Below are 23,973 nucleotides of genomic sequence, written 5' to 3'. Positions count from 1 at the left end.
CTGCCGCCATGACCCATAACGTTGCCCTCAGCTTTGCCGACGGCAAGACCTTCTTCATCGCCGTCAAGCCTGGCGAGCTGCTGCTGGACGCCGCCCTGCGCCAGGGCATCAGCCTGCCGCTGGACTGCCGCGAAGGGGTCTGCGGCACCTGCCAGGGCCGCTGCGAATCCGGGCGCTACGAGCAGGAATACGTCGACGACGAAGCCCTCAGCGCCCGCGACCTGGCCCAGCGCAAGATGCTCGCCTGCCAGACCCGCGTGCAGTCCGACGCCACGTTCTATTTCGACCACGACTCCAGCCACTGCCATGCCGGCGAGCCGCTGCGCTTGCAGAGCACGGTGCTGCGTGTCGAACAGGTTTCGGCCAGCACCGCCATCCTCCACCTGGACGCCAGCGCCCAGGCCGACACCCTGCAGTTCCTGCCAGGCCAGTACGCCCGCCTGCAGGTACCGGGCACCGACCAGTGGCGCGCCTATTCCTTCGCCAACCGGCCGAATGCCGGCAACCAGTTGCAGTTCCTGATCCGCCTGCTGCCGGACGGGGTGATGAGCAACTTCCTGCGCGAACACTGCGTGCCCGGTATGGCGATGCAACTGGAGGCGCCACTGGGCAGCTTCTACCTGCGTCAGGTGGAGCGGCCGCTGGTGATGGTGGCGGGCGGCACCGGCCTGTCGGCCTTCCTCGGCATGCTCGACGAGATCGCCGAGCGCGGCGACTGCTCGTACCCGATCCAACTGTTCTACGGGGTCAACCAGGAAGCCGACCTGTGCGAGACCGCGCGTCTGGAAGCGCTGTGCCAGCGCATTCCCGGCTTCGAGTTCACCCCGGTGGTGAGCCAGCCCGGCACGGACTGGAACGGCCGCCGCGGCTATATCCACGAGCACTTCGACGCCGCGCGCCTGAACGCCGAACCCTTCGACATGTACCTGTGCGGCCCGCCGCCGATGGTGGAGGCGGTGAAAGGCTGGGTCGCCGACCAGGCACCGGGCGAGGTGCAGATCTACGCCGAGAAATTCCTGCAAAGCGCAACGACCCGACGTTAACCCGAACAATCACAACAACAGAGGCAAACATCATGACCGTAGCCATTTCCCAGAACGCCGACGTGCAGCGCTTTTTCGAAGAAGCCGCCGGCTACCGCAACGACAGCGGCAACCCGCGGATCAAGCGCATCATTCTGCGGGTGCTGCAGGACGCCGCGCGGTTGATCGAGGACCTGCAGATCAGCGATGACGAATTCTGGACCGCCGTGGACTACCTCAACCGCCTCGGCGGGAAGAACGAGGCCGGGCTGCTGGTGGCCGGGCTGGGCCTGGAGCACTTCCTCGACCTGCTCGCCGATGCCCGCGACGCCCAGGCCGGCAAGGTCGGTGGCACGCCGCGGACCATCGAAGGGCCGCTGTACGTGGCCGGTGCGCCGATTGCCGAAGGTGAAACGCGCATGGACGACGGCAGCGAGGACGGCCAGGCCACGGTGATGTTCCTCGAGGGCCGGGTGCTGGACCTGAACGGCGCGCCGATCGCCGGGGCCACCGTCGACTTGTGGCATGCCAATACCCAGGGCAACTACTCGTACTTCGACCAGAGCCAGTCGGAGTACAACCTGCGCCGGCGCATCATCACCGACGCCGAGGGCCGCTACCGCGCCCGCAGCATCGTGCCCAGCGGCTATGGCTGCAACCCGCAGGGCCCGACCCAGGAATGCCTGAACCAGTTGGGCCGTCACGGCCAGCGGCCGGCCCATGTGCACTTCTTCATCTCGGCACCGGGTTACCGGCACCTGACCACCCAGATCAACCTCTCGGGTGACCAGTACCTGTGGGATGACTTTGCCTATGCCACCCGGGACGGGCTGGTGGGGGAAGTGACGTTCAGCGAGAACGGCGTGCACGGCGTGAACGGGCGCTGTGCGCAGATGACCTTCGACTTCGCCCTGCAGGCGGCCACCCATGCCGATGACCAGGAGCGCAGCCAGCGGCCTCGGGCGTTGCAGGGGCATTGAGTCGCGGCACCGGTCCTCACAGCAGCGCGGCGGTTCGGCGGCCCGAAACGCCGCGCTCTACACAAGGGCTTCAGCGATCGAAGTAATGCGCCAGGCTCAACAGGCTCTCCGACTGCCGCGTCAACTCCCCGCTCACCCCCTCCACCCTCCTCGCCTGCTCCACGCTGCGCCCGATGGCCTCGACATTGCCCTGCAACTGTTCATCCAGCAGTTGCACCACCTGCTCCTGCTCATGCATGGCCACGGCGATCTGCTGTCCGAGGCTGTCCACACTCTGCAATTGCCCGGCGACCGCGCTCAGGGCGCTGGCCACCGCCTGCACCCGGCCGGCGCCGGCCCGGGCCAGTTCCTCGCACTGCCGGGCGACCTCGCGGTTGCGGCCGTTGGCCTGCTCCAGGCGTTCGAGCAACGGCCGGATGCGTGCCGTGGCCTCCTGGGTCCGCGCCGCCAGTTGCCGCACCTCATCGGCCACCACACTGAAGCCGCGCCCCGCCTCACCCGCACGGGCGGCTTCGATGGCGGCATTGAGCGCCAGCAGATTGGTCTGGCTGGCAATGGCATCGATCAGGCTGGTGAACCCGCCGATGGCTTCCACCTCCTGCGCCACCTCCCGGGCCGCGCGGGCGCTGGTACCGATGGCCTGCTCCAGCGTGCCCAGCGCCTCGCCCGCCTCCCGCGCCTGTCGCTCACCGCCGCTGGCCAGGCTGCTGGCCTCGCTGGTGGACTGGCTGGCGAACTGAACATTGCGCGTCACTTCCTGGATGGTCGCCGCCAGTTCATGCAGCGCCGTGGCCACCTGCTGGTTGGCCTCGCGCTGGCGATCCAATTGCAGCGCCTCCTCGCGGATCATCCCGGCCATGTCCCGGGCCTGTCCGCCCAGCCCGGCCCCGGAGCCAGCGATACGCACCAGCGCCGCCTGCAGGCGCCGCTCTTCGCTACGCAGGCCCCAGGCGACCCGGGCCAGGCTGCTCTCGCCGCCGAGAAAACCGGCCAACCAGGGATCGGCGCAGACTTTGCCGTGATCATCCAGCAGACCGGCAAGGCGTCGTCGCAGCAACCCCTGCGGCAGCAAGCCGCCAGCCGCCGAGGACAACCAGCGCCACCAGGACGCGCCGCCCGGCGCGCCATGCCGGGCGATACGCCGATAACCCCGACGCGCCTGCCCGATGCCCGCCTCGTCCAGGGGCAGGAAGACCGCCCCGTAACCACTGATACCCGTGGCCCCATGCACCGGCTTGATGTACAGCTCCAGCCATAGCTCGCCAGCGTCGCCGCGCCGGTGGCACAACGGCCCCAGCCAGGGCCGGCCGCGGCCGAGGGTCTGGTACAGGTGCTCGACCAGGCGCCGCGGCACCTGCGGATGCAGAAGGTCATCGAGGTACGTCTGCTGCACGGCGGTCGGGGTGAGCCCATGGGCCTCGCAGAAAGCCTCGTTGAAAAACACCAGCCGCCCCTGCAGGTCGGTCCGGCAGATCAATGCATCGAAATCCATGGCACTCCCTCAAACTCAAAAAAAAAGGCCTGCCACTCAGGGCAGGCCAAACGCTGATGAAGACTGACGCCCAGGAGCCGATCAGAAGTGGTGGATATAACGCACCTGCAGCCGCGAGCCGTCGGGGCGGTTTTCCACGTCCTGTTCGAAATAGGCGTTGAACACCAGGTGATCGTCCTTGGAGAAGCTGTACATCGCCCCCGGCCCGATGGCCCAGACCTTTTCCCGGCGCCCGGAGACTTCGTGGCCGTCGACCCGGGTGTCGCTGATCTGCTTGAGCCAGTAGCCGTTGATGCCCAGGCGCAGTTGCGGGGTGACCGCGTAGTCGGTGGCGAAGTTGGCGTGCAGGGCCTGGCCGGCCTGGATATCGCTGGCATCGCCGAAGCCGTAGCCGGGGTCGTGGTTCTTGAAGTTGTACAGGTAGTGGGCACGCACCGAGGCCGTCCAGTTCGGGGTGAACCAGTAGGTCGCCGCCCAGTAGGGGTTGAACGACACCGCGTTGTTGCCGGGGTTGATGTCCTTCTTGTCGCTGTACTCGCCGGTGGGCAGGTTGACCTGCAGTTCGATGCGGTGCACGAACAGCGGACCGTCCTTGCCCATGATCGGGTCGAACTGGATGAACGGGCCGATCAGCCAGTCGCCGACCCCGCCCTGGTCCTTCAGGGCCGCGTTGTCGAGACCATCGTCGACCTTCATTTTGGTCACGATGGGCAACACGGTGTTCAGGCCGAGGCTGGCGTTGCCCAGGCGCAGGTCCGAGAGGTAGCTGACCTGGGTGACCGCGACCTGGTAATCCAGCTCGGTCCTGGGCAAGCCCAGCTTGTCGCCGTTCTTGTCCACCAGGCGGTTGGCGCTGTAGTTCTGGAAGTACTGCTGCAGGTACCAGCCCGGCCCCGCCGGCAGGCCGCCGTCGAGAAAGCTGGTGAGGCCGAGGTTGACCACCGGCAGGTCATAGGCCTGGGCGGCACCACTGCCGAGCGCGAGGGCACAGGCCAGGTTACGGATGTTGTTCATGCAAGGCTCCTTGGCTCTGTAGGAAATGCATCTGCGCTCGCCCAGGCGGCGTTGAAGACATTTCGTACAGACCCGAATGTTGTTGTAAGAGGCAGGAGACTCAACGGCCGAGTTCGGGGTGCGCGACGGCGACCCGGTACTGCCCGGCGTGGAAGACCAGCGGTTCTCCGCCGCTGTGTCGGTAGTGCTCGATTTCACCGAGGAAGATCAGGTGGTCGCCGCCCTCGTACTGGGTCAGGTTGCGACACACCAGGGTGGCGATGGCGCCGTCCAGCAGCGGCACGCCCGCCGTGGCCTCGACATGCTCGATGCCGGCGAACTTGTCCGCCGCCGGCCGCGCAAAGTGCCCGGACAGGCCGTGCTGGTCGCTGCCCAGCACGTTGATGGCGAAGTGGCTGGCGGCGAGGAAGTCGCTCACGCTCGGCGCCGTACGCGCCAGGCTCCAGAGCACCAGCGGCGGGTCCAGGGACACCGAGGAAAACGAGTTGGCGGTCATGCCGACCTTGCGCCCGTCGGCGCCACGGGTGGTGATCACGGTGACCCCGGTAGCGAACTGGCCGAGCAGGTTGCGCAGGGCGCGGGGCTCGCTGCTGTCGGCAGCGATCAGGTCCAGAGGCAGGTGCATTGCGTTCATATCCATCACTCCTCAGGCGGCCACGGGCGAAAGCTTGGCGATGAAGGCCTGGCAGGCCTGGGCATCGAACCACCACGGGGCGAAGCGGCGCGGATCGTCGAAGTTGTTGGCGATGACCGAAGCCAGGGCCTGCGACTGCCCGGCGGCGCCGAGCAACTGCAACAGATGCTCAGGCGGTGGCAGCAGCATGCTGTTGGTCCAGCCGACCACGTGCTGGGCGTAGTCCCAGTAGCGCTCGAAGGTCTGCACCATCCACTGCGGGGTGAACGGCTGGTCACCGTGGGCGAGGATCGCGTCGAGGTAGACCTTGCTGCACTTGGCGGCGTTGTTGGAGCCCTGCCCGGTGATCGGGTCGTTGACCACCAGGGCATCGGCCATGCCGAACACCGGCAGGCCCGAGGGCAGCTCCAGCACCGGCTTGCGCACCATCGGCGTGAAGCGTCCGGCCAGCACGCCGCCGGCATCGGTCAGCTCGACATGACGGCAGCGCTCGGCTTCCCACGGCACATAACGGCGCACGATCTCCAGGCTGCGTTGCAGATGCTGCTCGGGGGTCTGCACGTCCTGCCAGCAGTCCATCGGACCGCCGGGGATGCCTTCGAAAACCATGATTTCGCACGGCCCGCTCAGGGTCAGCGCCGGGAACACGAAGTACTCGCCCACCCCGGGAATCAGGTTGAAGGCCACCCGCGAGTACGGCGACATCGGCGTCATGCCCTTCACATAGGTCAGGGCCAGGGCCCGTTGCGGCTGGTTGAAGCGGGTGCGCTCGGCGTCCTTGGGGAACTGGTTGACGATCTCGCCCTTGCCGGCGGCCAGCAGCACCAGGTCGTGGCTGGCGGCCAGGCGTTCCAGTTCGGCGATGCCGACGTCCTCGATCTGCAGCTCGCCGCCACGGCGGACGAACTCGTCCATCCACGCCGGCATCTTCAGGCGCTGGTCCACCGCCTGGGCGTAACGCTCCAGGCGCGCGCTCCAGTCGATCAGCTTGCTGCCCGGCTGCTGCGGGTTGGGCACGGTCAGGCCGATGCCTTCCACCGCGGGGCACTGTTCTTCCCAGAAGTTCAGGCCCAGGTCGCGTTCGGTCTGCAAGGCGGTGTTGAACATGCACTGGCTGGACATGACCTTGCCGGCGCGGATCTGCTCGGCGGTGCGGTTGGTGGTGATGCTCACCTGGTAGCCCTGGGCAAGCAGCCCGAGGCCCAGTTGCAGGCCGGCTTGTCCGGCCCCGACGATAGCGATGCGACGCATGGAGTGTCTCCTGTTGTTCGAATGTCTTGAAGAAAAAGCCCGCGCACCCGGCGCGAGCAAAACGGCTCTATTCGGCCAGCCGCGCAATGGCGGGCTGGTTGCGCTCCGGTCCCATCACCGAGTAGCCGCCATCCACCGCGTAGTCCGCGCCAGTGACGAAGCTGGCCGCCGGCGAACAGAGGAAGGCCACCACCTGGGCCACTTCGGCCGGATCGCCGAGGCGTCCGAGCAGGTGATAGTCGGCGGCCACCCGGTCGGCCTTGGCACGGTCACCGCCGCTGACTTCGGCGATCACCCGCGACCAGGTCCAGCCCGGCGACACCGAGTTGACCCGGATGCCATCGGCGGCCAGGTCCATGGCCATGCACCGGGTCAGCTGCTGCAAGGCGGCCTTGGACACCGGGTAGAGCCAGCGCCCGGTCTGGGCACAGCCGGCGGAAATCGAGGTGAAATTGATCACCACGCCGCCGTTGGCCTTGAGGTCGGCGTGCACCGTACGCACCAGTTGCACCGCCGACACCAGGTTGATGTCGAGGGCGCGCAGCCACTCACTGCGGTCGGAGGCGATGCCCTGGTCGAGGTAGGTGCAAGCCAGGTTGATCACCAGGTCGATCCGGCCCCAGCGTTGCCGGACCTGCCCCACCGCGTCGCCGAGAGCGGCATCGTCGGTCAGGTCCACTGCCACGAACAGGCCGTTGTCGGCCAGGCCCGCCGCCACCTCGGCGCCCCTGGGATCGATATCCAGCAGCGCCACCCGGGCGCCGGCGGCGACCAGCGCCTCGGCGACGGCGACACCGATCAGGGTCGCGCCGCCACTGATCAGCGCCACCTTGTCCTGCAGGTTCATGGACATGGCTCAACCCTCGATCGGCAGGTCGGCGCTGGCGGCCCAACTGGGCATCAGCGTGTTCGACGGCAGGCTTTCATCGAGCAGCTTGTGCGCGGTCACCGCCCCGGCCACCGGCAGGCCGGTGGGGTCGAGCAGGCCGATCTGCACCAGCACGCTGGCCTGGTCCCAGTAGATATGCTCGTGATAGAGCTTCGGCCCGCGGAACTTGACCACGCCTAGCATCGGAATCTCGACAAAACGCCCGGTGGGGGCCACGCCCGGCAGCAGCCAGTCGATCTCACGGTCGTGGGTGAAGCTCATGATGAACTCGTCGACGATCTGCGAGGCCCCCACGGTGCGCGAGATCGGCGTCAGGCTCATGTCCTGCGGGTTGCCATGCACGAAGTGGTAGCGATAGAAACGCGCCAGCTCGCGGTAGCCGACGCCACCGGTCATGGTCGGGATATGGTTGACGTAAGGCTGGGGCACCATGGTCGCCATGGTCGCGGGCACGTCACGGGTATCGAACTCGTGGCGGATATGTTCTTCCCACAGTGCCGACAGGTTGTAGTCCGGGCCGATGGTACGGCGCAGCGCGGCGATGGTGCGCTCGTGGGCGAGCAGTGCCGAAGGCTTGTGAAAGTGATCGCCGGCAGGACGGGCGAAGGCATGATCGACATTCGGGTAGACATAGGCTTCGGTGCCCGGCGCCTGCTGCAACGCGGCGATGATCGACTCGCGGGCGTCGGCCTGGCAGAACTGATCCCGTTCGGCGAAGTGCAGGACCAGGCGACCACTCAGGCCTTCGAGTTCATTCAGGGCCTGCTCGATGCCCACCCCGTAGTAGCCGACGGCACAGGCCACTTCCGGCAGGCGACAGGCGGCGAGGTAGGCAAGCTTGCCCCCCAGGCAGTAGCCGACCACGCCGAGACCGTCTGCGCTGCAGGCGTCCAGGCCACGCAAATGGCGCAGGCTGGCGGCGATGTCGCGGATGCCGTGGCCTTCGTCAAAGGCCTGGTAAAGGGCGAAGGCGCGTTGGAAATCGGCTTCGTTGTAGCCCAGATCCACCCCGGCCTCCTGGCGCCAGTACAGGTCCGGTACCAGCACCGTGTAGCCTTCCTCGGCCAACTGGTCCGCCACTTCGCGCATGGCGGCGTTGACTCCGAAGATCTCCTGGCAGAGCACCACGCCCGGGCCGCGGCCATCGATGGATGTGGCCAGGTAGGCCTGGAACTGCTCGCCGGAATCCGAGCGGACGTTGACGTAATGTCCCTTCATTGCGATGTCTCCAGTCGTTGACGTGGGGACATCTTCGGGCGGTTGCGTGACTGGGGCTGTCCGCTGGCTGCGTGAAAAGTCCGCTGGCTGCGAAAAGTTTTCGGCGGGTGCCATTCATCACGACGCGGTCGTGTGGGAGTGGGTTTAACCGCGAATGGGCACGTCAGCACACTGCAAGCACTTCAGGTTCGCCCCCTCCTCCTCACTTCCCTTCACCGCGTAAACATCTGTTTTGTAGTCTTTATGCTACGGCCACTCCCTACGTATATTCACACGCAACTTCAGAGCGAACTTCATTATTTCCAAATAATAAAAAACCTATCCGTTCAGCCAGTTATTAAACCCCTCCAGAAGATATTAAATATCCACTTACAAAAGAACAGCACCTTTTCTTCCAATCAGGAAGGCGACGACCACTTCTCCCCAGCCTGAATCTGGCAGACAGACAGTGGCCTCGCCCTCTCTTGGCTCACAAAGCAACATTGAACCTGAAGTCACCCTCTATCGACCTTCTGGTAATTAACCCCTAAGCCAGCCAACTCAAGAGAAAATATAAGACATAAATATCAACGGACTTCCAAGCACACAGACACATAATTCTTCCTCAACAAAGCCGCCCTCTACTCACCCCCTCCAAAATACCGTTTTCCGGACGCCCTGGCTGGCACGGCAAATAAAGAAGATAAAGTCAGCATCAGCGCCGCTAGCTCGACAAAAAACGGCAAAAAACGGGGACGGGAAAAAACGGGGACGAAAAAACGGGGACCAAAAAACGGGGACGAAAAACGGGGACGGATTTATTTCCCGAGCCTCGCTTCGGCCGCTCCGGACAACGTTTCAACAATACTCTCCACCTCGCCCACGAAACGATCTGTTCTTGTCAACGGGCCTCGCTGCGGAGCATTACCGGAGAAAATAAATCCGTCCCCGTTTCTCGGTCCCCGTTTCTCGGCGTTGGCGTGGAGCACATCGGTGGGGCTGTCAGCATCGATCAGCAGACTGGGGATCAGGCAGTCGATAGCTCTGCAAGCAGGGGTACGAACCTGATAGTTCTGCCAGTAGGCAATGACCCGGAAAAAGCCCACACTCGGCACAGCAGTTTCGACCCTGCCTGGAGTCTGGCCAATGCTGACGCTCCCCCGCGGAACCCTACTGTGTCGCTATCACTACGATCCACTGGATCGCCTGATCGACTGCGCTGTATCAAACCAAGCCAATCTCCTGCGTTTCTACTGCGAAAGCCGCCTGGCCAACGAGATCCAGGGCGCTAAACAGACCCGTTTTTTTCAACACGACAACCAGCTACTGGCTCAGCAACAGCGCCAGGATGATGCCCAGGACACCTGGCTACTGGCCACAGACTCGCAACGCTCGGTGCTGAAAACCCTCCGAGGCGCCATCGACCACCCCATCGCCTATACACCCTATGGTCATGGCAAGATAACGAGTGTCCTGGGCAACTTGCTGGGCTTCAAGGGCGAAAGAGCCGATCCGATCACTGGGCACTATCCGCTGGGTAATGGCTATCGTGTCTTCAATCCGGTATTGATGCGTTTCAATAGCCCGGACCGCTGGAGCCCTTTTGGTGCTGGCGGCATAAACAGCTATCTGTATTGCCTGGCTGACCCCGTCAATCGAGTAGATCGCGATGGACACATTTCAACTCCAAGCCCCCGCACGGTGCTTCCTGATCTCTGGCGAATAAAAAGCGCTAACAGCACAACAAAGTTCTACACCTCCAGACTGGGCGTCAATGCCTCCAACGAGAAGACGCTGAAGAAAACGATAATGCGCAACGAGACAGGCAGTGGCTGGACTGAGTTGACAAGTTGGCCCAAAAAAAATGGCGATGCAAGAACCAGAATGGCCGCAGGCAGTTGGCTAAAACCAGAAATCACCGTTACCGACAATAAAAGCATCCGGACAATAAAAAACAACAACCCGACCCTGCTGGAGCTGGCCTTCAATCAAACCCCCGGAAAACTATTGATAAAACCCAACATACACGGAATCCCTTACGACGTCGACGACAGAAACTTCGAAAACTACAAACGTGCGCAAGCAGCAAAACTGCTGTCCAGCTTGCCCAGCGCAGAGGAGCGTGAAGCCCTCTCAGCCCGCATCACTGAGCACATGGAAAAAGGCTTGGTTCTCGGTGTTCGCCCCAAGTCATCAAGAGATAACATCAGAACCGACTGAACAACAGGAACACTTCCAGCAGCACAATCTTTAAACACTATTAAAAACGAAAAACGAAAAACGGAAAAACGGGGACGCGTGAAAAACGGAAAAACGGGGACCGGAAAAACGGGGACAAAAACGGGACAAAAACGGGGACGGATTTATTTTCCTGACTCTCGAGCCGGCCGCCCCGGACCTCGTTTCTCTATCCGTAAGCCAATAATCCTTTCCACCTCGTCCACGAAACGATCCGTCCCGGTCAACTGACTTCTTTGCAAAGCATCGCGGATCAGGCTGATTTCATCAGTTGCAACAGCCTGTCGAACAAATGCCTCGTAACGCTGGCCACGTTCTTTCGCAGTATCACCCAAAGCAGCGAAGCAAGGATCAACATCCAGCAAACAGTCGTTTTCTACACCACTCATCCGAGCTTGATAGCTCGACCATGGGTAATCTACCGGATCAGCGACCATTCGAGCACGCACAGGATTCAGTTCGATATAGCGACAACACGCCAGCAGATAAGCATCCGATTGCACGACACTGGACTTGTATCGGCTTTCCCACAAAGTGCCCGAACGACCCTCCAGCCGATTGCGATAACGTGTCGTCCGTGCTGCCAGCGCCTTCATCAACTGGCCCAACCCTGCAACCGCGTCACCGGGGGCCAGCAAAAGATGAACATGATTGGTCATCAGGCAATAGGCGTAGACTTTCACGCCGAATACTTCCTTGAGTTCCCGCAGATTTTCGAGATAACGGTGATAATCTTCCGCATCCGCAAACACTATCTGACGGTTATGACCGCGTTGGACTACATGGTGCGGGTAGTTTGGTAAAACAATACGTCCCATCCTGGGCATACCTGAAGCCTCCTTCCGTTGAAGCTTTCAGAGTAGCAAACGGTTCAGGAAATAAATCCGTCCCGCTTCTCCCGTCCCGTTTCTCCCTTTTCTCCTTTTTTGTTATTTTCACCTCTTATTTTTTTTACTTTTATCAGAAAACTCAACATCAAACCCGGAAGACTCGCAACTCTCGAAACCATACGCAACTTCCCCATCAGCAGAAAAGACCATGAGCCGCCCATTCACAACATCGGACGTATGAACATAATCGCCAATAGCAACATCTGTCCCCAACTCAACCGCAAGATACTTTGCGAGACCACCTAACGAATCACCATATAATTCAAAATAGCAATAGCACACAACAAGAGTTTTGTAGCCGACTTCACTAACATCCAGTCTAACTCCGACCAGATATTTCTGCTCAGAGGATTTAATCTCCCAAAAATCATCAATCCCTACAAAGTTCCCAACTGGAATACCAAAATAGTTTGAGAACAGGGCAGAGACTCTCTTCATATCAAGCTCTTTCCTGATAGAAATCTCAAAAATTGAAATAGTCATTTTCTGCTATTAAACAAATTTATTAATTTTTGACCCGAACCCTCGCTGAGGCCCGGATTACCAGCTCGCAACATACCTTCATATGCCCTTAGCGCGCCCCCCTGAAGACCTCCATTCCTGACCATATCCACATACAAGCCGAACTCAGCCTGGGTTAATTGCACTAGCCCAGGCCCTGTCCTTGGGAATATGGAAAAACGGAAAAACGGGGACCGGAAAAACGGGGACGGAAAAACGGGGACGGATTTATTTTCCTGACTCTCGAGCCGGCCGCCCCGGACCTCGTTTCTCTATCCGTAAGCCAATAATCCTTTCCACCTCGTCCACGAAACGATCCGTCCCGGTCAACTGACTTCTTTGCAAAGCATCGCGGATCAGACTGATTTCATCAGTTGCAACAGCTTGTCGAACAAATGCCTCGTAACGCTGGCCACGTTCTTTCGCAGTATCACCCAAAGCAGCGAAGCAAGGATCAACATCCAGCAAACAGTCGTTTTCTACACCACTCATCCGAGCCTGATAGCTCGACCATGGGTAATCTACCGGATCAGCGACCATTCGAGCACGCACAGGATTCAGTTCGATGTAGCGACAACACGCCAGCAGATAAGCATCCGATTGCACGACACTGGACTTGTATCGGCTTTCCCACAAGGTGCCCGAACGACCCTCCAGCCGATTGCGATAACGTGTCGTCCGTGCTGCCAGCGCCTTCATCAATTGGCCCAACCCTGCAACTGCTTCACCGGGGGCTAGCAAAAGATGAACATGATTGGTCATCAGGCAATAGGCATAGACCTTCACGCCGAATACTTCCTTGAGTTCCCGCAGATTTTCGAGATAACGGTGATAATCTTCCGCATCCGCAAACACTATCTGACGGTTATGACCGCGTTGTACTACATGGTGCGGGTAGTTTGGTAAAACAATACGTCCCATCCTGGGCATACCTGAAGCCTCCTTCCGTTGAAGCTTTCAGAGTAGCAAACGGTTCAGAAAATAAATCTGTCCCCGTTTCTGCGATCGGAGAAAATAAATCCGTCCCCGTTTTCCCGGAGAAAATAAATCCGTCCCCGTTTTCCCGAGAAAATAAATCCGTCCCCGTTTTCCCAGCATCAAGGCCACCAGCTCCATCGGGCGACGACTGTTGATCACCGTATAGATCGGGTCACGCTTGCTCCGCGGCAGCTTCTTAACACAGCTCTTAGCGGACGCCCGCACGGCCTCATCCGTACCATAAAAACGAAAAACGGGGACCGAAAAACGGAAAAACGGGGACGGATTTATTTCCCGAGCCTCGCTTCAGCCGCTTCGGAATTCGTTTCAACAGTACTCTCCACCTCGCCCACGAAACGATCTGTTCCTGTCAACTGGCCTCGTTGCAGAGCATTATCGGAGAAAATAAATTCGTCCCCGTTTCTGGTTCAGAAAATAGATCCGTCCCCGTTTTCGGTCCCCGTTTTCGGTTTTCGCAGTCCCCGTTTTCGCATCCTTTGAAATTTCTTCCAGCCTAGCAAACAAATAATTTAAATTATCCACGACTATTACTCATAGAAATTATATTCTCAACACCCCGCTCCATTTTCAAACGAGCGGATACGTTGGCTGAGTGAATAAATATTTTAGGAGCAAGAAATCCATTTAGAGCCACAGCCTCCTCAATCCAGACTATGACGTCATATCCTGTCCCACGCATGTCATTCCCGAGATCATGATCGGACCGAAACGGGGACGGATTTATTTTCCCGAGGGGCTGCATCCTTTGTGCTTGGTGTGTGTTCGCAACTATCACCGTAGACCAAGATCAGCCCTTCTTCATTTTTCGCTTTCAGCTCAGGTACTTGGACGTTAAGTAAGTGCCACTCAAATCCGTCACCTTTTTTGTTTTTTTTGCACGTCACCTTTTTTGCAATTTAACGGCTAGAGCCACCCTCAGAATCCATGAATGAGCGATACTTTTTAAACACATCAGTAGCTGCTTCATCACCCTCTACAAGCTTCTCATAAAAGGCAGGATCCTCTGCCCACTCCTTAAACACCAAGGAGCTAGACGAATCTTTAGCCCCTTGAGGAGAATATGAAAGCACCCAACATTTGGAGAGCTCAACATCGGTTAATTCAAAAAAATCCATAGCTACTGGCTTAGGATAATCATCCTCCGCATCCAAAAAAATATAAACCAGAGGCGCATTATCCCAAAAAACAACCCCATAAACAGTATATTCCCTACCCAAGACAAGACCAAATTCACCATCAGGATAACGAATATACTCCTCAAGCCTACTCAAAACACCAGCATCTTTTATTTCGTACAAATTATCTATTCTACAAATAACCTTCATAATCAGTCTGAACCTGGATGTTTATAAGGAGGATCTATAGATGGAACTGATGGATCATTACCCCACGGCTTCACATCATCAACACTATGTTTTTTGAATTTAAAGTCATAAAGCTCACCCGTCTTAGGATCTCGAACATAATGCACAACTGAATCCTGCCCGTTCGATGATTTTATCTTAAGCTCCATCTTATCCATACCCAAATATCTAGAGTCTTTAAGATTCTTTATAATCACCACTCCCTGCCCTTCCTTGGCAGCGCTCAGTGCCATTTCGTCCTGGAGGCTTTTAGGAGCACGACTCCACTTATCAACACCTTCTTCGCTTCCTACATTATTGCTCTCTCCGTCGCTGCCGTTATATATGTTCCCTGATGAAGGAAGGCTATCTACTGGAGAAGTATAGATTTCTCCTCTTGAATCCACAATCTGACTGCCCCCGGCGGTAGGTACCGAGGTTGGCTGGCCCCCTGCAGCATACCCACCACTCGCCGGATTGGAACCTTGCCCTTCCAAAATCGGGTTGACCAGCGCACGGCTTTCATCGTCAAGCAGATGAACAGGGAAAGTTGTCCCGTAGTAAACCTTCACCAGCTCTACAGCTAGCCTAACCTGCAGATCCACCATTACTTTTGAGCTGCGCTCGCTAGCCTCATGAATGATAGAGTTGATCGCCTCGCTCATCCGAGCCTGATTTTCTGGAGTAGCGGCTCCAGCAGCTAACAAGGTTGCCGCCATACCGGCAATCAGCGCACCACCTATGGCTACAGGCACGAAATTCTGCTGTGCAGCACCTTGAGGCTGCTCATACTTCGCAATCAAATTCATGAGAAGCATGGCTTTAGCTGGATCCTGACCAGCCATCTCTGCAATGCCAGTGATTAATCCTTTGGCCTCTCCCTCTAACTGACCAGCTTTTGTACCGCTCAGCAGATAGCGAACACCCTCCTCCCTTCTTGTTTGATCCTTACTGGAGAGATAACGAAGACTACGATTTAGATTAATTACATTATTCGCGACCCGCGAAGCCATATCGAGGTCATCGATATTCTTTGCGAGAAACTCCATGGTACCCAAGAGATCCTTAAGACTCCTGAGTGCCTCCACGCTATTCTCCCCATATAGCGAAACATTCCGTTTCCACTGGTCATAGGTTTTACCGGGATCCAGCACAGCCCCTACTGACGTCCCCGAAGCGTACAGGTCCGTCCGACTTTCTTTATCTTTGGTTACCTCGTATGCCTTCCCGACATCGCGGTTAAGCCCTTGGGTTGAGTCTCCACCCGTTTCGGCGTCCTTACGGACAATGATGTCCCCTGCACCTACGGTTGCCCTGACAATTTGCTCTTTGTCTTTTTCGTAGTTCCAACCACTGACACTCCAGCCGGTCTTCCCTTCCTCGCCTTTACCCGTCTGGCTAGGGTCCTGCGCAGTGCCACCGGAACCGCTCTGGTTATAACTGCCACCGACATTCAGGTAGTAACCATGCTCCTTGTCCTTACCGGCAATATCACTAAACCCCAGTGTTCCAGTGTCCAGCTTCAGGTTTCCGTTATCAGCAGCGATCAACGCCCCATCAATCTGGGTGTGATTTTCAGTGCGGATATCGACTTTTTCCTTTCCGGTAATGCTGGTCTGCTCACCTACCCAATTCGTCTTGCCAGTGGTTGCTCCATATCCCACCGAGCCGCTGACGCCAGCGCCTGGACCAACGGTAACCGTTACATTGATATCGAACTCTTTGCCTTTGACGGTACCGGTATCCACAGCAGACGAGACATTCAGGTCACCACCGACACGACCGACAACCTCATCCCCACGTAAGGTTGCCCCAGAAACGTTAGTGTCTTTTCCACTGTTGAAACTCAGGCGGTCTCCGGCATACAGATACGCCTCCTGCTGTCGCTCACCTTCGCGCTCGAGATTGCCCTTGCCCAAGCTGACACTCGCGTACACGCCAACCCCTTCGGAACCGAAGGTGAAGCCAACCTCCCCACCACCACTGCTTCTGTTGTTTTCGGTGGAATAGCCATTCTGAGTGGACCGAATGTTCAGCTCGTTGCCGGCCTTCAGGTCGATGTCGCGACCGGCCTTGGCCTGGGTACCGATCAGATTCAGGTCATTGCTTGCCTGCAGGTTGACGTCCCGACCGGCCCCCAACTGAGTAACAGTCGAAGTGCCCTGGCTGCTGTCGCCACTGGCTACGCCATGGCTTCCACCGACACCGACTTTAAAACCTCCGCTGGTGCCTCCATGAATACCGCCCCAGCTTAGACTTTCGCGGGTTTCCTGACTGATGCTGCCCTTGGCAGCATCCAGCACCACATCTCGACCTTTGATGTTGATGTCACGCCCGGCATCCAGCTGAGCGCCACGGACCAACGCATCATTACCAGCCGACAAATTCAGGTCATTACCGGCGCTAAGCGTTGAGGACCGATTGGTTTGCTCAACAACTTGCTGACTGTTGCTCTGCTTGCTATTACCGAATTTGGCATCGACCGTGGGGCCGTTGAGGAACTGCCCTACCGAGTCCACGGCCTTAAGCGTGCTCGACCCCTTGCTGACGTTATCCTCTCCCTTCCCAGCCCCGCTGACAGCATCCTTGGTATTGGCGTAGTTGTGATTGAGCGACACACCCAGCCCGTTGCGTTCCTTCTCTCGAATCTGCTCTTTAAGCAGGCTTTCTCGGGCCGCATCGATGTTGATGTTTCGCCCAGCCGTTAGATCAATGTCGTGGGATGCCTTGAGATCTGAGCCAACCTGATTGATGTCTCGCTTGGCATTAATCGCCAGGTCCTGCCCGGCACTGATCTGGCTGCCGGCCGCAGTCTCACGCTCGATACGGTCTTTTTTCGTGGTGCCTTCAGTACCGGCAAAAACACCGATGCCATTACCATTGCTGGAGAAACCTGAACCCGTCTCCTTTTTCTTCTCCCACGTGCGTTCGCTGCTGGTGTTCTGGGCGGCAACCACGTTCACATCACGCCCAGCACCCAAGCTGACGTTACGCCCAGCACTGATACCGCTACCAATAAGGTTGATGTCTCGCTTGGCCTGCAAACTGGCATCGCGATCAGCGTTCACTTGGCTGCCGACGCTGGTGCTGCTCTGCGCTTCACGACCGGCCTTCTTCGCCGACGAGATCGCTATCGAAGTTGGTCTTTCCGTGTAACCAAATTTCTTTTTATATGCCTCGGTACGGCTGTAAGCCGTATCGTTTGCGGAAACAAGGTTGATGTCACCGGTGCTGTTGACCAGTCCGGCGCGTAGCTCGCTGTCGTTAGCGGCGCTAATCTGACTGGCGCGCAAGCGGATATCGTTACCCGCAGCCACCACCACATCATTACCCGCGTCCAGCTCACTACCGACCTGGCTCGCCGTGGTTTTCAGCTGACTCTTACTGCTTTTGGAAAGCCCAAGGAAACCGGACTTGGTTTTCTTGCTGTAGGAACCATGCTCCTCGACCCCCGACAGCACGGTGACATCACCTTGGGCCGCGACCATCAGGTCGTCATGTGCCTTGAGCTTGCTGCCGATGATGGTGACATCACGACCGCCATTGATGTTCATGGCACCATCGGTGCCCTTGCTGGCATTAATGGTCAGGTCCTTGCCGGCTTCCACCACGGAAGCGACGTTGGTGCTGTCGTAGCTCTCCCGCTGCTCGCTCTGACTGCGACCGAATGAGCCTTTGCTTTTCTTGAAAAAGAACGAAGCGCTCTCATCCTTGGCGGACAACACACTGATATCGCGGTTAGCATCCAAGGCAACGTTCTGTGTGCCCTTTACTTGGCTGGCAACCAGCGTCAAATCTTGCCCGGCCTGAATGGAAAGATCGCCCCCGGCCTGAATGACAGAAGATTGCTGACGCACCTGATCAGTACTGCTGGTTAACTTTTTGGTCTGGAGCGCTGCATGACTTTCGTTCGCAGCAGAAGCTATGAAAACGTCACGCTCGGCAGACAGAGCCAGTTGCTGATTGGCGACAATGGAGCTGGCAACCACATTAACGTCTTGCCCAGCCTTAGCGGTGAGGCTACCGCCCACCTGCACCTGGCTAGCATTCTGAACCGTCTGGCTCTGGCTCCAACTGCCTTTCTTCAGAAGACTATTGCTCTGACTGACCTGTTCGGTGGAGATGATGGCAAGATCTCCTCCTGCCTGGAGCTGCGCATCACCTGTGGCCTGCAAGACACTGCCGCTGTTTCGAATATCGCGTCCTGCGGTCACGGCAAGAGCGTTACCCGCCTCGATACGCGCAGCACTGTCCGCAAAATCCTTGCGATGGCTGATCAGGCCGTCATGGCTCTGATGCGTGGTCACCGTCCGCTCGTTGCGCACATCGCCCGTGACGGCCGTCACGCTCACGTCGCGCCCGGCGATAATCCCGCCGGCCTTGTTGCTGAGGTTGTTGTTCGCCAAGGCGTCGAGGCGATTGCCCGCCTCCAGCAGACCGCTGTTCACCAGGTCATTGTTGGCGGTCGCCTTCAGGTTGTTGCTGGCCCGCAGGGTGCCGGCGTTTTCCAGGTCCTTGCCGGCGATCAGGCTCACATCAGCGCCCTGGATCAGCGCGCCATTGTCCGCCAGGCGGTTATTGGCATTGGCCAGGTAAAGCACCGGAACCAGGACCTGCTCACCGTTGATGGTCTGGTTTTCCATCCAGACGATATCGTGGGTCAGCGCCGCGACCTGTTCGGAGGTCAGGGTTACGCCCAGTTGCAGATTCAGCTGCTGCTTGCTGGCGATCGCGTTGTTCATCAGGTACTTGAACATCGCGTCATCGGAGGTCTGCCCATCGATGAAACGCTGCCCGGTACGGGCGGTCACCGCTTGCTGGATCAGTTTCTGCTCGTAGAAACCATCGCCCAGGCGCTTGGCACTGGTGTCCGGGTCGTAGCCCAGGTTGGACAGCAGGTAGTCCGAACTCATGAACTGCTTGAGGTCGGTGAGCACCGGGTTAGTTTCGATCAGGTATTTCTGCGGGCTGGAGCGCCCCGAGGTATCCGGCAGGCCCGGTACATGCGGCGGGTTGGCGGCCTGGGCCGTACTGCCCTGCCCGCTCAGGCGAAACAGACCGTTCTGGCCTGTCGGCAAGCTGAAGCCGGGCAAGGCCACCGGGTTGATCTGCTGCTGGGCCAGGTCGGGCGGGAGCTGCGCGTTGATGTACACCGCCGTCGAAAAACCGTTACCCGTCCCCGTGTCGGCGGCGGTGCGGCCTGCTGCGACATACTCATAAAAAGGCCGGATGACGCTGTTGCTGATCTTGTTATCGGCATCGAGCGTGACATTGCCACCGGCCTGGATGATGGCATCGTAGGACTTGTCACTGATGTTGGTGGTGACTGAAGTCCCCCCCAGGTCGACGGTCGCCCAGCGGAAGAACGCACTCAGGTCCGAACCGTAGGAAGCCGAGGGCGTCGGGTTGTTTCTGGCGTTGAACGTGGCGGCAGCGCCGGCCGCGGCGCCGGTTTCGTTGACGAAACTCCAGTAGCGGCGCGTGGTTTTGATTTCCTGCGGTTGCAAGCCCTTGTTGTTGATCGTGCTGGCGTTGACCTGCACATTGCCGGTCGCGGCAATGAGGCTGCTGGTGTTGTTCAGCGTTTGCGTGTCGATCTGCAGGTCGGCGCCGCTGGTCAGGCTGGCGGCTGCGGTGCTGCGGGTGACATTCAGGCGATCGGTTTCCGCCAGTTCCCACAGGCCGTTGATACGGCCACCACCCCGATCATCGCAGCCGGCCACGGGGATCAGCGTGCAGGAAAGCCGGGTAATGCCCGTGGCACTCTTTTCATGCTCGGTGTATTCCAGCACATCCATGACGTTGTTGACGGTCGTCGCCGCAATCGTCAGCTTGCCGAGGCTCTCGATATCCCCCGAGCGGTTATCCAGCAGATCGGCCTGGGTCCCCGCCCCGTCGCGGGCAATCAACGCCGTCCCCAGGCTGTAGACCTGCGCGTAGCTATTGGTGAAGCGGCTGGCCAGCAACTGCAGGTCGCCGCCGCTGGAGATCAGGCCCTGGTCGTTGACCAGCGCCCCGGTGGTGACCAGCAGGTCCTTGCCGCTGCCCAGGGTGCCGGTGTTGGTCACACCGGCTGCGGTCAGTTTCAGGTTGTTGCTGGAGGTCACGCGCCCGGCGTTGTTGAGCAAGGCATCGAGGTTGATCGTGGTGTCGCCACCGCCGGCGATGCTCGCTGTACTCTGCAGATCGGCCTGCGCCGCGTGGAAGTCCAGGGTACCGAGGCTGCTCAGGCGGCCCTTGCCGCTGTAGTGGCCGCTCAGGTCGATATCCAGGGCACCGTCGGTGCCGAACAGCCCATCGTTGCGCCAGTCGATCCCGCGGCCCTTCAGGCCCGACGTCGACAGCAGTTGGCCGCTGGCGGTCTGGGTCAGGCGGTTGACGTTGACGGTCAGGTGCTCGGCCTGGATCGAGGTGCTGTTGGTCCAGCTGTCGCCGTCCAGCGTCAGGTCGCCGTGGGTGACCAGTCGGCCGCCGACGTCCTCGAGGTTGGCCATGGAGAGGCCGAAGATCCCGGTACCGACGTGCAGCAGGCTACCGCCCTGGTTGCGGAAACTGCCGGCGTCGAGCCCCAGGTCGGTGTTGGCGGTTTCCAGGGTGCCGTTGCTGTTGTCGAGCAGGCCGCCGATGGCGAAGAGGGTCTTGAGGCTACGGCCCAGCGAGCGCAGTTGGCCGTTCTGGTTGTCCAGGCTGGCCGCCGTGGTCGACAGGGTGCTGCCACTTTCGATGATGCCCTGGCGGTTGTTCAGCTTGCCCAGCAGGGAGAAGCTGATTTCGCTGGCGCTGATCTTGCCGCCCTGGTCACCGCTGTTGTCCAGGTCGGTGCCGCTGACCTGCACCAGGTTAGAGGCGTAGAGGCCGCCGTTACGGTTGTCGATATTGCCGCTGCGGGCATCGAGCAGCGCGTCGCCGGCCTGGGCGGCGATGCGGCCACCGTTGTTGTCGATGCCGCCGAAGGCATTGAGGGCCAGGCGCTGCGCCTGGATCGTGCCGCCCTGGCTGTTGTCGTTCAGGCCATTCTTCAAGACGCCAATGATGTGGCTTTCGAAGGCACCCTTGACGCTGGACAGCAAACCACCGCGGCTGTCGAGGTTGGCCGCAGTGATGGTCAGGTCACCGTCCTGGGCGATGACCTTGCCGCTCTGGTTGTCGATATCGCCCGTGGCGGTCAGGCTGACCGCGCCCTTGCCCTGCAGCGAGCCCTTGGCATTGCCCAGGCTGTCGGCATTGAGTTGCAGGTCGGCGTTACGGCTGGCGATCAGGCCATCGGTGCTGTTGTCGACGTGGCCGCTGGCAGTGATCAGCACGGCGTCGGTGGCACCGATGGTGCCCTGCTGGCTGTTGTCCAGGCTGCCGGTGAGCAGGGTCAGCAGGCCCTGGCTGTTGATACCGCCGTGCTGGTTGTCGATCTGCGCACTGCGCTGGACCAGCAATGGGCCGGCGCTGGAGAGCTTGCCGTAGTGATTGGTCAGGGTCCCAAGCAGGTCGAGAGTGACCCCGGCATTGCCGGTGAGGTTGCCGTGACTGTTGTCCAGGTCGGTGCCGGTGAAACTCAGGGCATCATCGGCGCTGATCGTGCCGGCGTTGTTCAGGGCCATCGCCTGCAGGGTCAAGGCAGCCGAGCTGGTGATGGCGCCGCCCAGGGTGTTGTCGAGCAGGCCAGTGACGGTCAGCTTCTGGGCCGCGCCGCTGGAGAGAACGCCCTGGTCGCTGTTGTCGAGGCTGTCGGCGGTGATGGTCAGGGCCTTCTGGCTGACCACCGCACCCGCCTGGCTGTTGAGCAGCGCACCGCTGAGGGTGACTGCGACACCACCGCTGCGGCTGGAGACGGTACCGTTGTTGCGGTTGTCCAGGCCGGTGCCGGTGACGGTCAGGCCCTGCCAGCCGGAGAGGACGCCGTTCTGATTGTTGATCGTGCCGGTGGCGGTGAGGCTCAGGGTATTTTCAGCCATCACCAGGCCGGTGAGGTTGTCCATCGAGCCGAGGGTCAGCGTGCTGCTGGCCTTGCTGGAGACCTCACCGGCATTGTTGTTCAGATGGCCGAGGGTCGCAGTCAGTTGGCCGACGCTGTTGATCAGGCCGCCCTGCCCGTTCAACGCCGTGTCGGCGGTCAGGATCAGGCTGTCCGAACTCAGGACCCGGCCCTGGTTCTGGTTGTCGAGGGTGCCGGCAGTGACCGTGACCTGGCGCTTGCCACTCAGTGTGCCGCCCTGGTTGTTCAGGGTCTGGGTGGCGGTGACCTTCAGGTCGCGGCTGGCGATGACACTCTTGCCGCTGTTGCTGAAGTTCTGCGCGGTGACTTCAACGTCGCCCTCGGTGTTGCGGCTGTTATCGGCATTGACCCCGGCCTCGATGATGCCGTGGTTGGTCAACTGGCCGCCGCTGTTCACGGTGATGCGGTCCTTGGCCACCAGGTTGTTCTGACTGGTCAGGTCGCCCTGAGTTTTCACTTCCAGGGTGGTGCCGGCATAGACCGGCCCCTTCGTTTCCAGACTCTGGGCCTTGACGTTGACCGCACCGGTGGCCGCCGCGTCAACCATGCTCAAGTGGCCGTTGGCATCGAGCTGGATATCGCCACCACTGGCGACCATCTTGCCATCGAGCTTCACCCCGACCCCGGCTTCGGTACCCACCAGCTTGATCACCCCGGCGTACATGCCGCCCAGCGCCGAGGAGTCGATCGCCAGTTGCGGAGCACTCGCCGAATCAGCCGCGCGCGCGGTGGCCTGGAGGGTCTTGGCATCGACGTCGTTGGCGCCGGCAATGATCGCCAGGTTCTTTGCCTGGATCTCGGCATTGAGCTTGGCCGAGCGGGTGATGATCTCGAAGCGGTCGAGATTGTTGGCATTCAGGCCTGCGCCTTCGATAGACACACTGCCCTTGTCCACCTGGTAACGGCTGACCTCGCCGTTTTCGATCACCGGCTTGCCGGTGGTCAGCGTCGCCTGCGGCGTGTTGATGAAGCCACAGCCGTTACAGGTGATGCCATAGGGGTTGGCGACGATCACATGGGCCGACTGCCCCGCCACTTCGGTATAGCCACGCAACTGGCTGGGGCTACCACCGTTGACCTCGTTGAGGATGGTCGACGCGGCACGCCCGTTGAGGTTGCTGTTGCCGAGAATGATCCCACCCAGTTGCGTTGACTGGGTACGGCCGGTGGCGTTGTTGAGGATGACGCCGTTGCTGCCGACGTTGTAGTCCTGGAACTGGTTGTGCGACAGACCGCTGCCGTTCGGGGCGGCGATGTTGACGATGGGCACGCCATTGCCCGCCTGCCCGAGCGTCGTCCCCGGCGCACTGACCACGATGCCGTCCGCCTGGGCCCACAGCGGCTGCCAGAACATGACGTTCGCCAGCAGGAACGCTATCCCGCGCTTGGGCAACCCGAGGAAATGGTCACGTTTTTTCAGGGATGCAGAAGGCTGCCCCGCAAGGAAGGCGAACTGGCGAACGTCCATGTCAAAAATCTCGGCGTTCCACACAAAAAACGGGCCGCCTGATCTCTCTACAAGGAGACAGGCAG

15 protein-coding genes are annotated in these 23,973 nt (G+C 59.8%); 3 read left to right on the top strand and 12 right to left on the bottom strand.

Translation table 11 applies throughout. From position 1 onward, the window contains the following. Positions 1-8 precede the first annotated feature (8 nt). A complete protein-coding gene (antC, locus tag ACMGT0_RS12280; RefSeq protein ID WP_054062773.1) occupies positions 9-1,043 on the top strand; it encodes an anthranilate 1,2-dioxygenase electron transfer component AntC in 1,035 nt (344 codons plus the stop codon). A 32-nt stretch (positions 1,044-1,075) separates the two neighbouring features. Continuing rightward, the gene (gene catA / locus ACMGT0_RS12275) at positions 1,076-2,002 is read left to right on the top strand and encodes a catechol 1,2-dioxygenase (RefSeq protein WP_416772788.1); all 927 of its coding nucleotides are present in this window, start codon (positions 1,076-1,078) and stop codon (positions 2,000-2,002) included. Between the two features lie 70 nt (positions 2,003-2,072). Here the strand turns inward: catA and ACMGT0_RS12270 are convergent, their stop codons facing one another. From ACMGT0_RS12270 to ACMGT0_RS12245, 6 genes are all read right to left on the bottom strand, one after another. Next, positions 2,073-3,494 carry a methyl-accepting chemotaxis protein gene (locus ACMGT0_RS12270; protein WP_416772786.1) on the bottom strand — a complete coding sequence of 474 codons (1,422 nt, stop codon included), beginning with the start codon at positions 3,492-3,494 and terminating at the stop codon, positions 2,073-2,075. A gap of 81 nt (positions 3,495-3,575) precedes the next feature. Continuing rightward, complete coding sequence (locus tag ACMGT0_RS12265; RefSeq protein ID WP_416772784.1) at positions 3,576-4,508, bottom strand: SphA family protein; 933 nt, start codon at positions 4,506-4,508, stop codon at positions 3,576-3,578. A 100-nt stretch (positions 4,509-4,608) separates the two neighbouring features. Beyond that, complete coding sequence (locus ACMGT0_RS12260; RefSeq protein WP_273823369.1) at positions 4,609-5,142, bottom strand: flavin reductase family protein; 534 nt, start codon at positions 5,140-5,142, stop codon at positions 4,609-4,611. A 12-nt stretch (positions 5,143-5,154) separates the two neighbouring features. After that, the gene (locus tag ACMGT0_RS12255) at positions 5,155-6,393 is read right to left on the bottom strand and encodes a styrene monooxygenase/indole monooxygenase family protein (RefSeq protein ID WP_416772782.1); all 1,239 of its coding nucleotides are present in this window, start codon (positions 6,391-6,393) and stop codon (positions 5,155-5,157) included. A gap of 67 nt (positions 6,394-6,460) precedes the next feature. Then, complete coding sequence (locus ACMGT0_RS12250) at positions 6,461-7,246, bottom strand: SDR family oxidoreductase (protein WP_416772780.1); 786 nt, start codon at positions 7,244-7,246, stop codon at positions 6,461-6,463. A gap of 3 nt (positions 7,247-7,249) precedes the next feature. Then, the gene (locus tag ACMGT0_RS12245) at positions 7,250-8,500 is read right to left on the bottom strand and encodes a dienelactone hydrolase family protein (RefSeq protein WP_054056399.1); all 1,251 of its coding nucleotides are present in this window, start codon (positions 8,498-8,500) and stop codon (positions 7,250-7,252) included. A 1,125-nt stretch (positions 8,501-9,625) separates the two neighbouring features. On the opposite strand from ACMGT0_RS12245, the gene ACMGT0_RS12240 reads away from it, so the two are divergent. After that, on the top strand, positions 9,626-10,699 hold the full coding sequence (locus ACMGT0_RS12240) for an RHS repeat-associated core domain-containing protein (protein WP_416772778.1): 1,074 nt from the start codon (positions 9,626-9,628) through the stop codon (positions 10,697-10,699). A 143-nt stretch (positions 10,700-10,842) separates the two neighbouring features. Here ACMGT0_RS12240 and ACMGT0_RS12235 read toward each other — a convergent pair whose 3' ends face one another. The 6 genes from ACMGT0_RS12235 to ACMGT0_RS12210 all read right to left on the bottom strand — a co-directional run bounded on the left by ACMGT0_RS12235 (position 10,843) and on the right by ACMGT0_RS12210 (position 23,908). After that, on the bottom strand, positions 10,843-11,544 hold the full coding sequence (locus ACMGT0_RS12235; RefSeq protein ID WP_273823364.1) for a transposase: 702 nt from the start codon (positions 11,542-11,544) through the stop codon (positions 10,843-10,845). Positions 11,545-11,652: 108 nt separating this feature from the next. Then, positions 11,653-12,045, bottom strand: coding sequence for a hypothetical protein (locus ACMGT0_RS12230; RefSeq protein WP_416772776.1), 393 nt, complete (start codon positions 12,043-12,045; stop codon positions 11,653-11,655). 291 nt (positions 12,046-12,336) lie between these two features. Then, entirely contained in the window at positions 12,337-13,038 is a 702-nt protein-coding gene (locus ACMGT0_RS12225) for a transposase (RefSeq protein ID WP_081005853.1), read from the bottom strand. A 583-nt stretch (positions 13,039-13,621) separates the two neighbouring features. Further along, positions 13,622-13,849: a cyclic-phosphate processing receiver domain-containing protein gene (locus tag ACMGT0_RS12220; RefSeq protein ID WP_416772773.1), complete on the bottom strand. Its 228-nt coding sequence runs from the start codon at positions 13,847-13,849 to the stop codon at positions 13,622-13,624. A gap of 154 nt (positions 13,850-14,003) precedes the next feature. Continuing rightward, positions 14,004-14,432, bottom strand: coding sequence for a hypothetical protein (locus ACMGT0_RS12215; protein WP_416772771.1), 429 nt, complete (start codon positions 14,430-14,432; stop codon positions 14,004-14,006). Between the two features lie 2 nt (positions 14,433-14,434). Beyond that, positions 14,435-23,908 (bottom strand): hemagglutinin repeat-containing protein, encoded by a 9,474-nt coding sequence (locus ACMGT0_RS12210; RefSeq protein WP_416772770.1) that lies wholly within the window; start codon positions 23,906-23,908, stop codon positions 14,435-14,437. Positions 23,909-23,973 lie beyond the last annotated feature (65 nt).

The organism is Pseudomonas sp. RHF3.3-3 (assembly GCF_048069595.1).
Taxonomy (GTDB): Bacteria; Pseudomonadota; Gammaproteobacteria; order Pseudomonadales; family Pseudomonadaceae; genus Aquipseudomonas; species Aquipseudomonas fuscovaginae_B.
Note: the sequence above shows the minus strand (reverse complement) of the source record. Positions and strands in the feature narration are given on the sequence as shown.

Bases quoted from the DNA above. Each gene is read 5' to 3' on its own strand.
- antC (WP_054062773.1), top strand. From the start codon at position 9: ATGACCCATAACGTTGCCCTCAGCTTTGCCGACGGCAAGACCTTCTTC.
- catA (WP_416772788.1), top strand. From the start codon at position 1,076: ATGACCGTAGCCATTTCCCAGAACGCCGACGTGCAGCGCTTTTTCGAA.
- ACMGT0_RS12270 (WP_416772786.1), bottom strand. From the start codon at position 3,494: ATGGATTTCGATGCATTGATCTGCCGGACCGACCTGCAGGGGCGGCTG.
- ACMGT0_RS12265 (WP_416772784.1), bottom strand. From the start codon at position 4,508: ATGAACAACATCCGTAACCTGGCCTGTGCCCTCGCGCTCGGCAGTGGT.
- ACMGT0_RS12260 (WP_273823369.1), bottom strand. From the start codon at position 5,142: ATGAACGCAATGCACCTGCCTCTGGACCTGATCGCTGCCGACAGCAGC.
- ACMGT0_RS12255 (WP_416772782.1), bottom strand. From the start codon at position 6,393: ATGCGTCGCATCGCTATCGTCGGGGCCGGACAAGCCGGCCTGCAACTG.
- ACMGT0_RS12250 (WP_416772780.1), bottom strand. From the start codon at position 7,246: ATGTCCATGAACCTGCAGGACAAGGTGGCGCTGATCAGTGGCGGCGCG.
- ACMGT0_RS12245 (WP_054056399.1), bottom strand. From the start codon at position 8,500: ATGAAGGGACATTACGTCAACGTCCGCTCGGATTCCGGCGAGCAGTTC.
- ACMGT0_RS12240 (WP_416772778.1), top strand. From the start codon at position 9,626: ATGCTGACGCTCCCCCGCGGAACCCTACTGTGTCGCTATCACTACGAT.
- ACMGT0_RS12235 (WP_273823364.1), bottom strand. From the start codon at position 11,544: ATGCCCAGGATGGGACGTATTGTTTTACCAAACTACCCGCACCATGTA.
- ACMGT0_RS12230 (WP_416772776.1), bottom strand. From the start codon at position 12,045: ATGAAGAGAGTCTCTGCCCTGTTCTCAAACTATTTTGGTATTCCAGTT.
- ACMGT0_RS12225 (WP_081005853.1), bottom strand. From the start codon at position 13,038: ATGCCCAGGATGGGACGTATTGTTTTACCAAACTACCCGCACCATGTA.
- ACMGT0_RS12220 (WP_416772773.1), bottom strand. From the start codon at position 13,849: ATGCAGCCCCTCGGGAAAATAAATCCGTCCCCGTTTCGGTCCGATCAT.
- ACMGT0_RS12215 (WP_416772771.1), bottom strand. From the start codon at position 14,432: ATGAAGGTTATTTGTAGAATAGATAATTTGTACGAAATAAAAGATGCT.
- ACMGT0_RS12210 (WP_416772770.1), bottom strand. From the start codon at position 23,908: ATGGACGTTCGCCAGTTCGCCTTCCTTGCGGGGCAGCCTTCTGCATCC.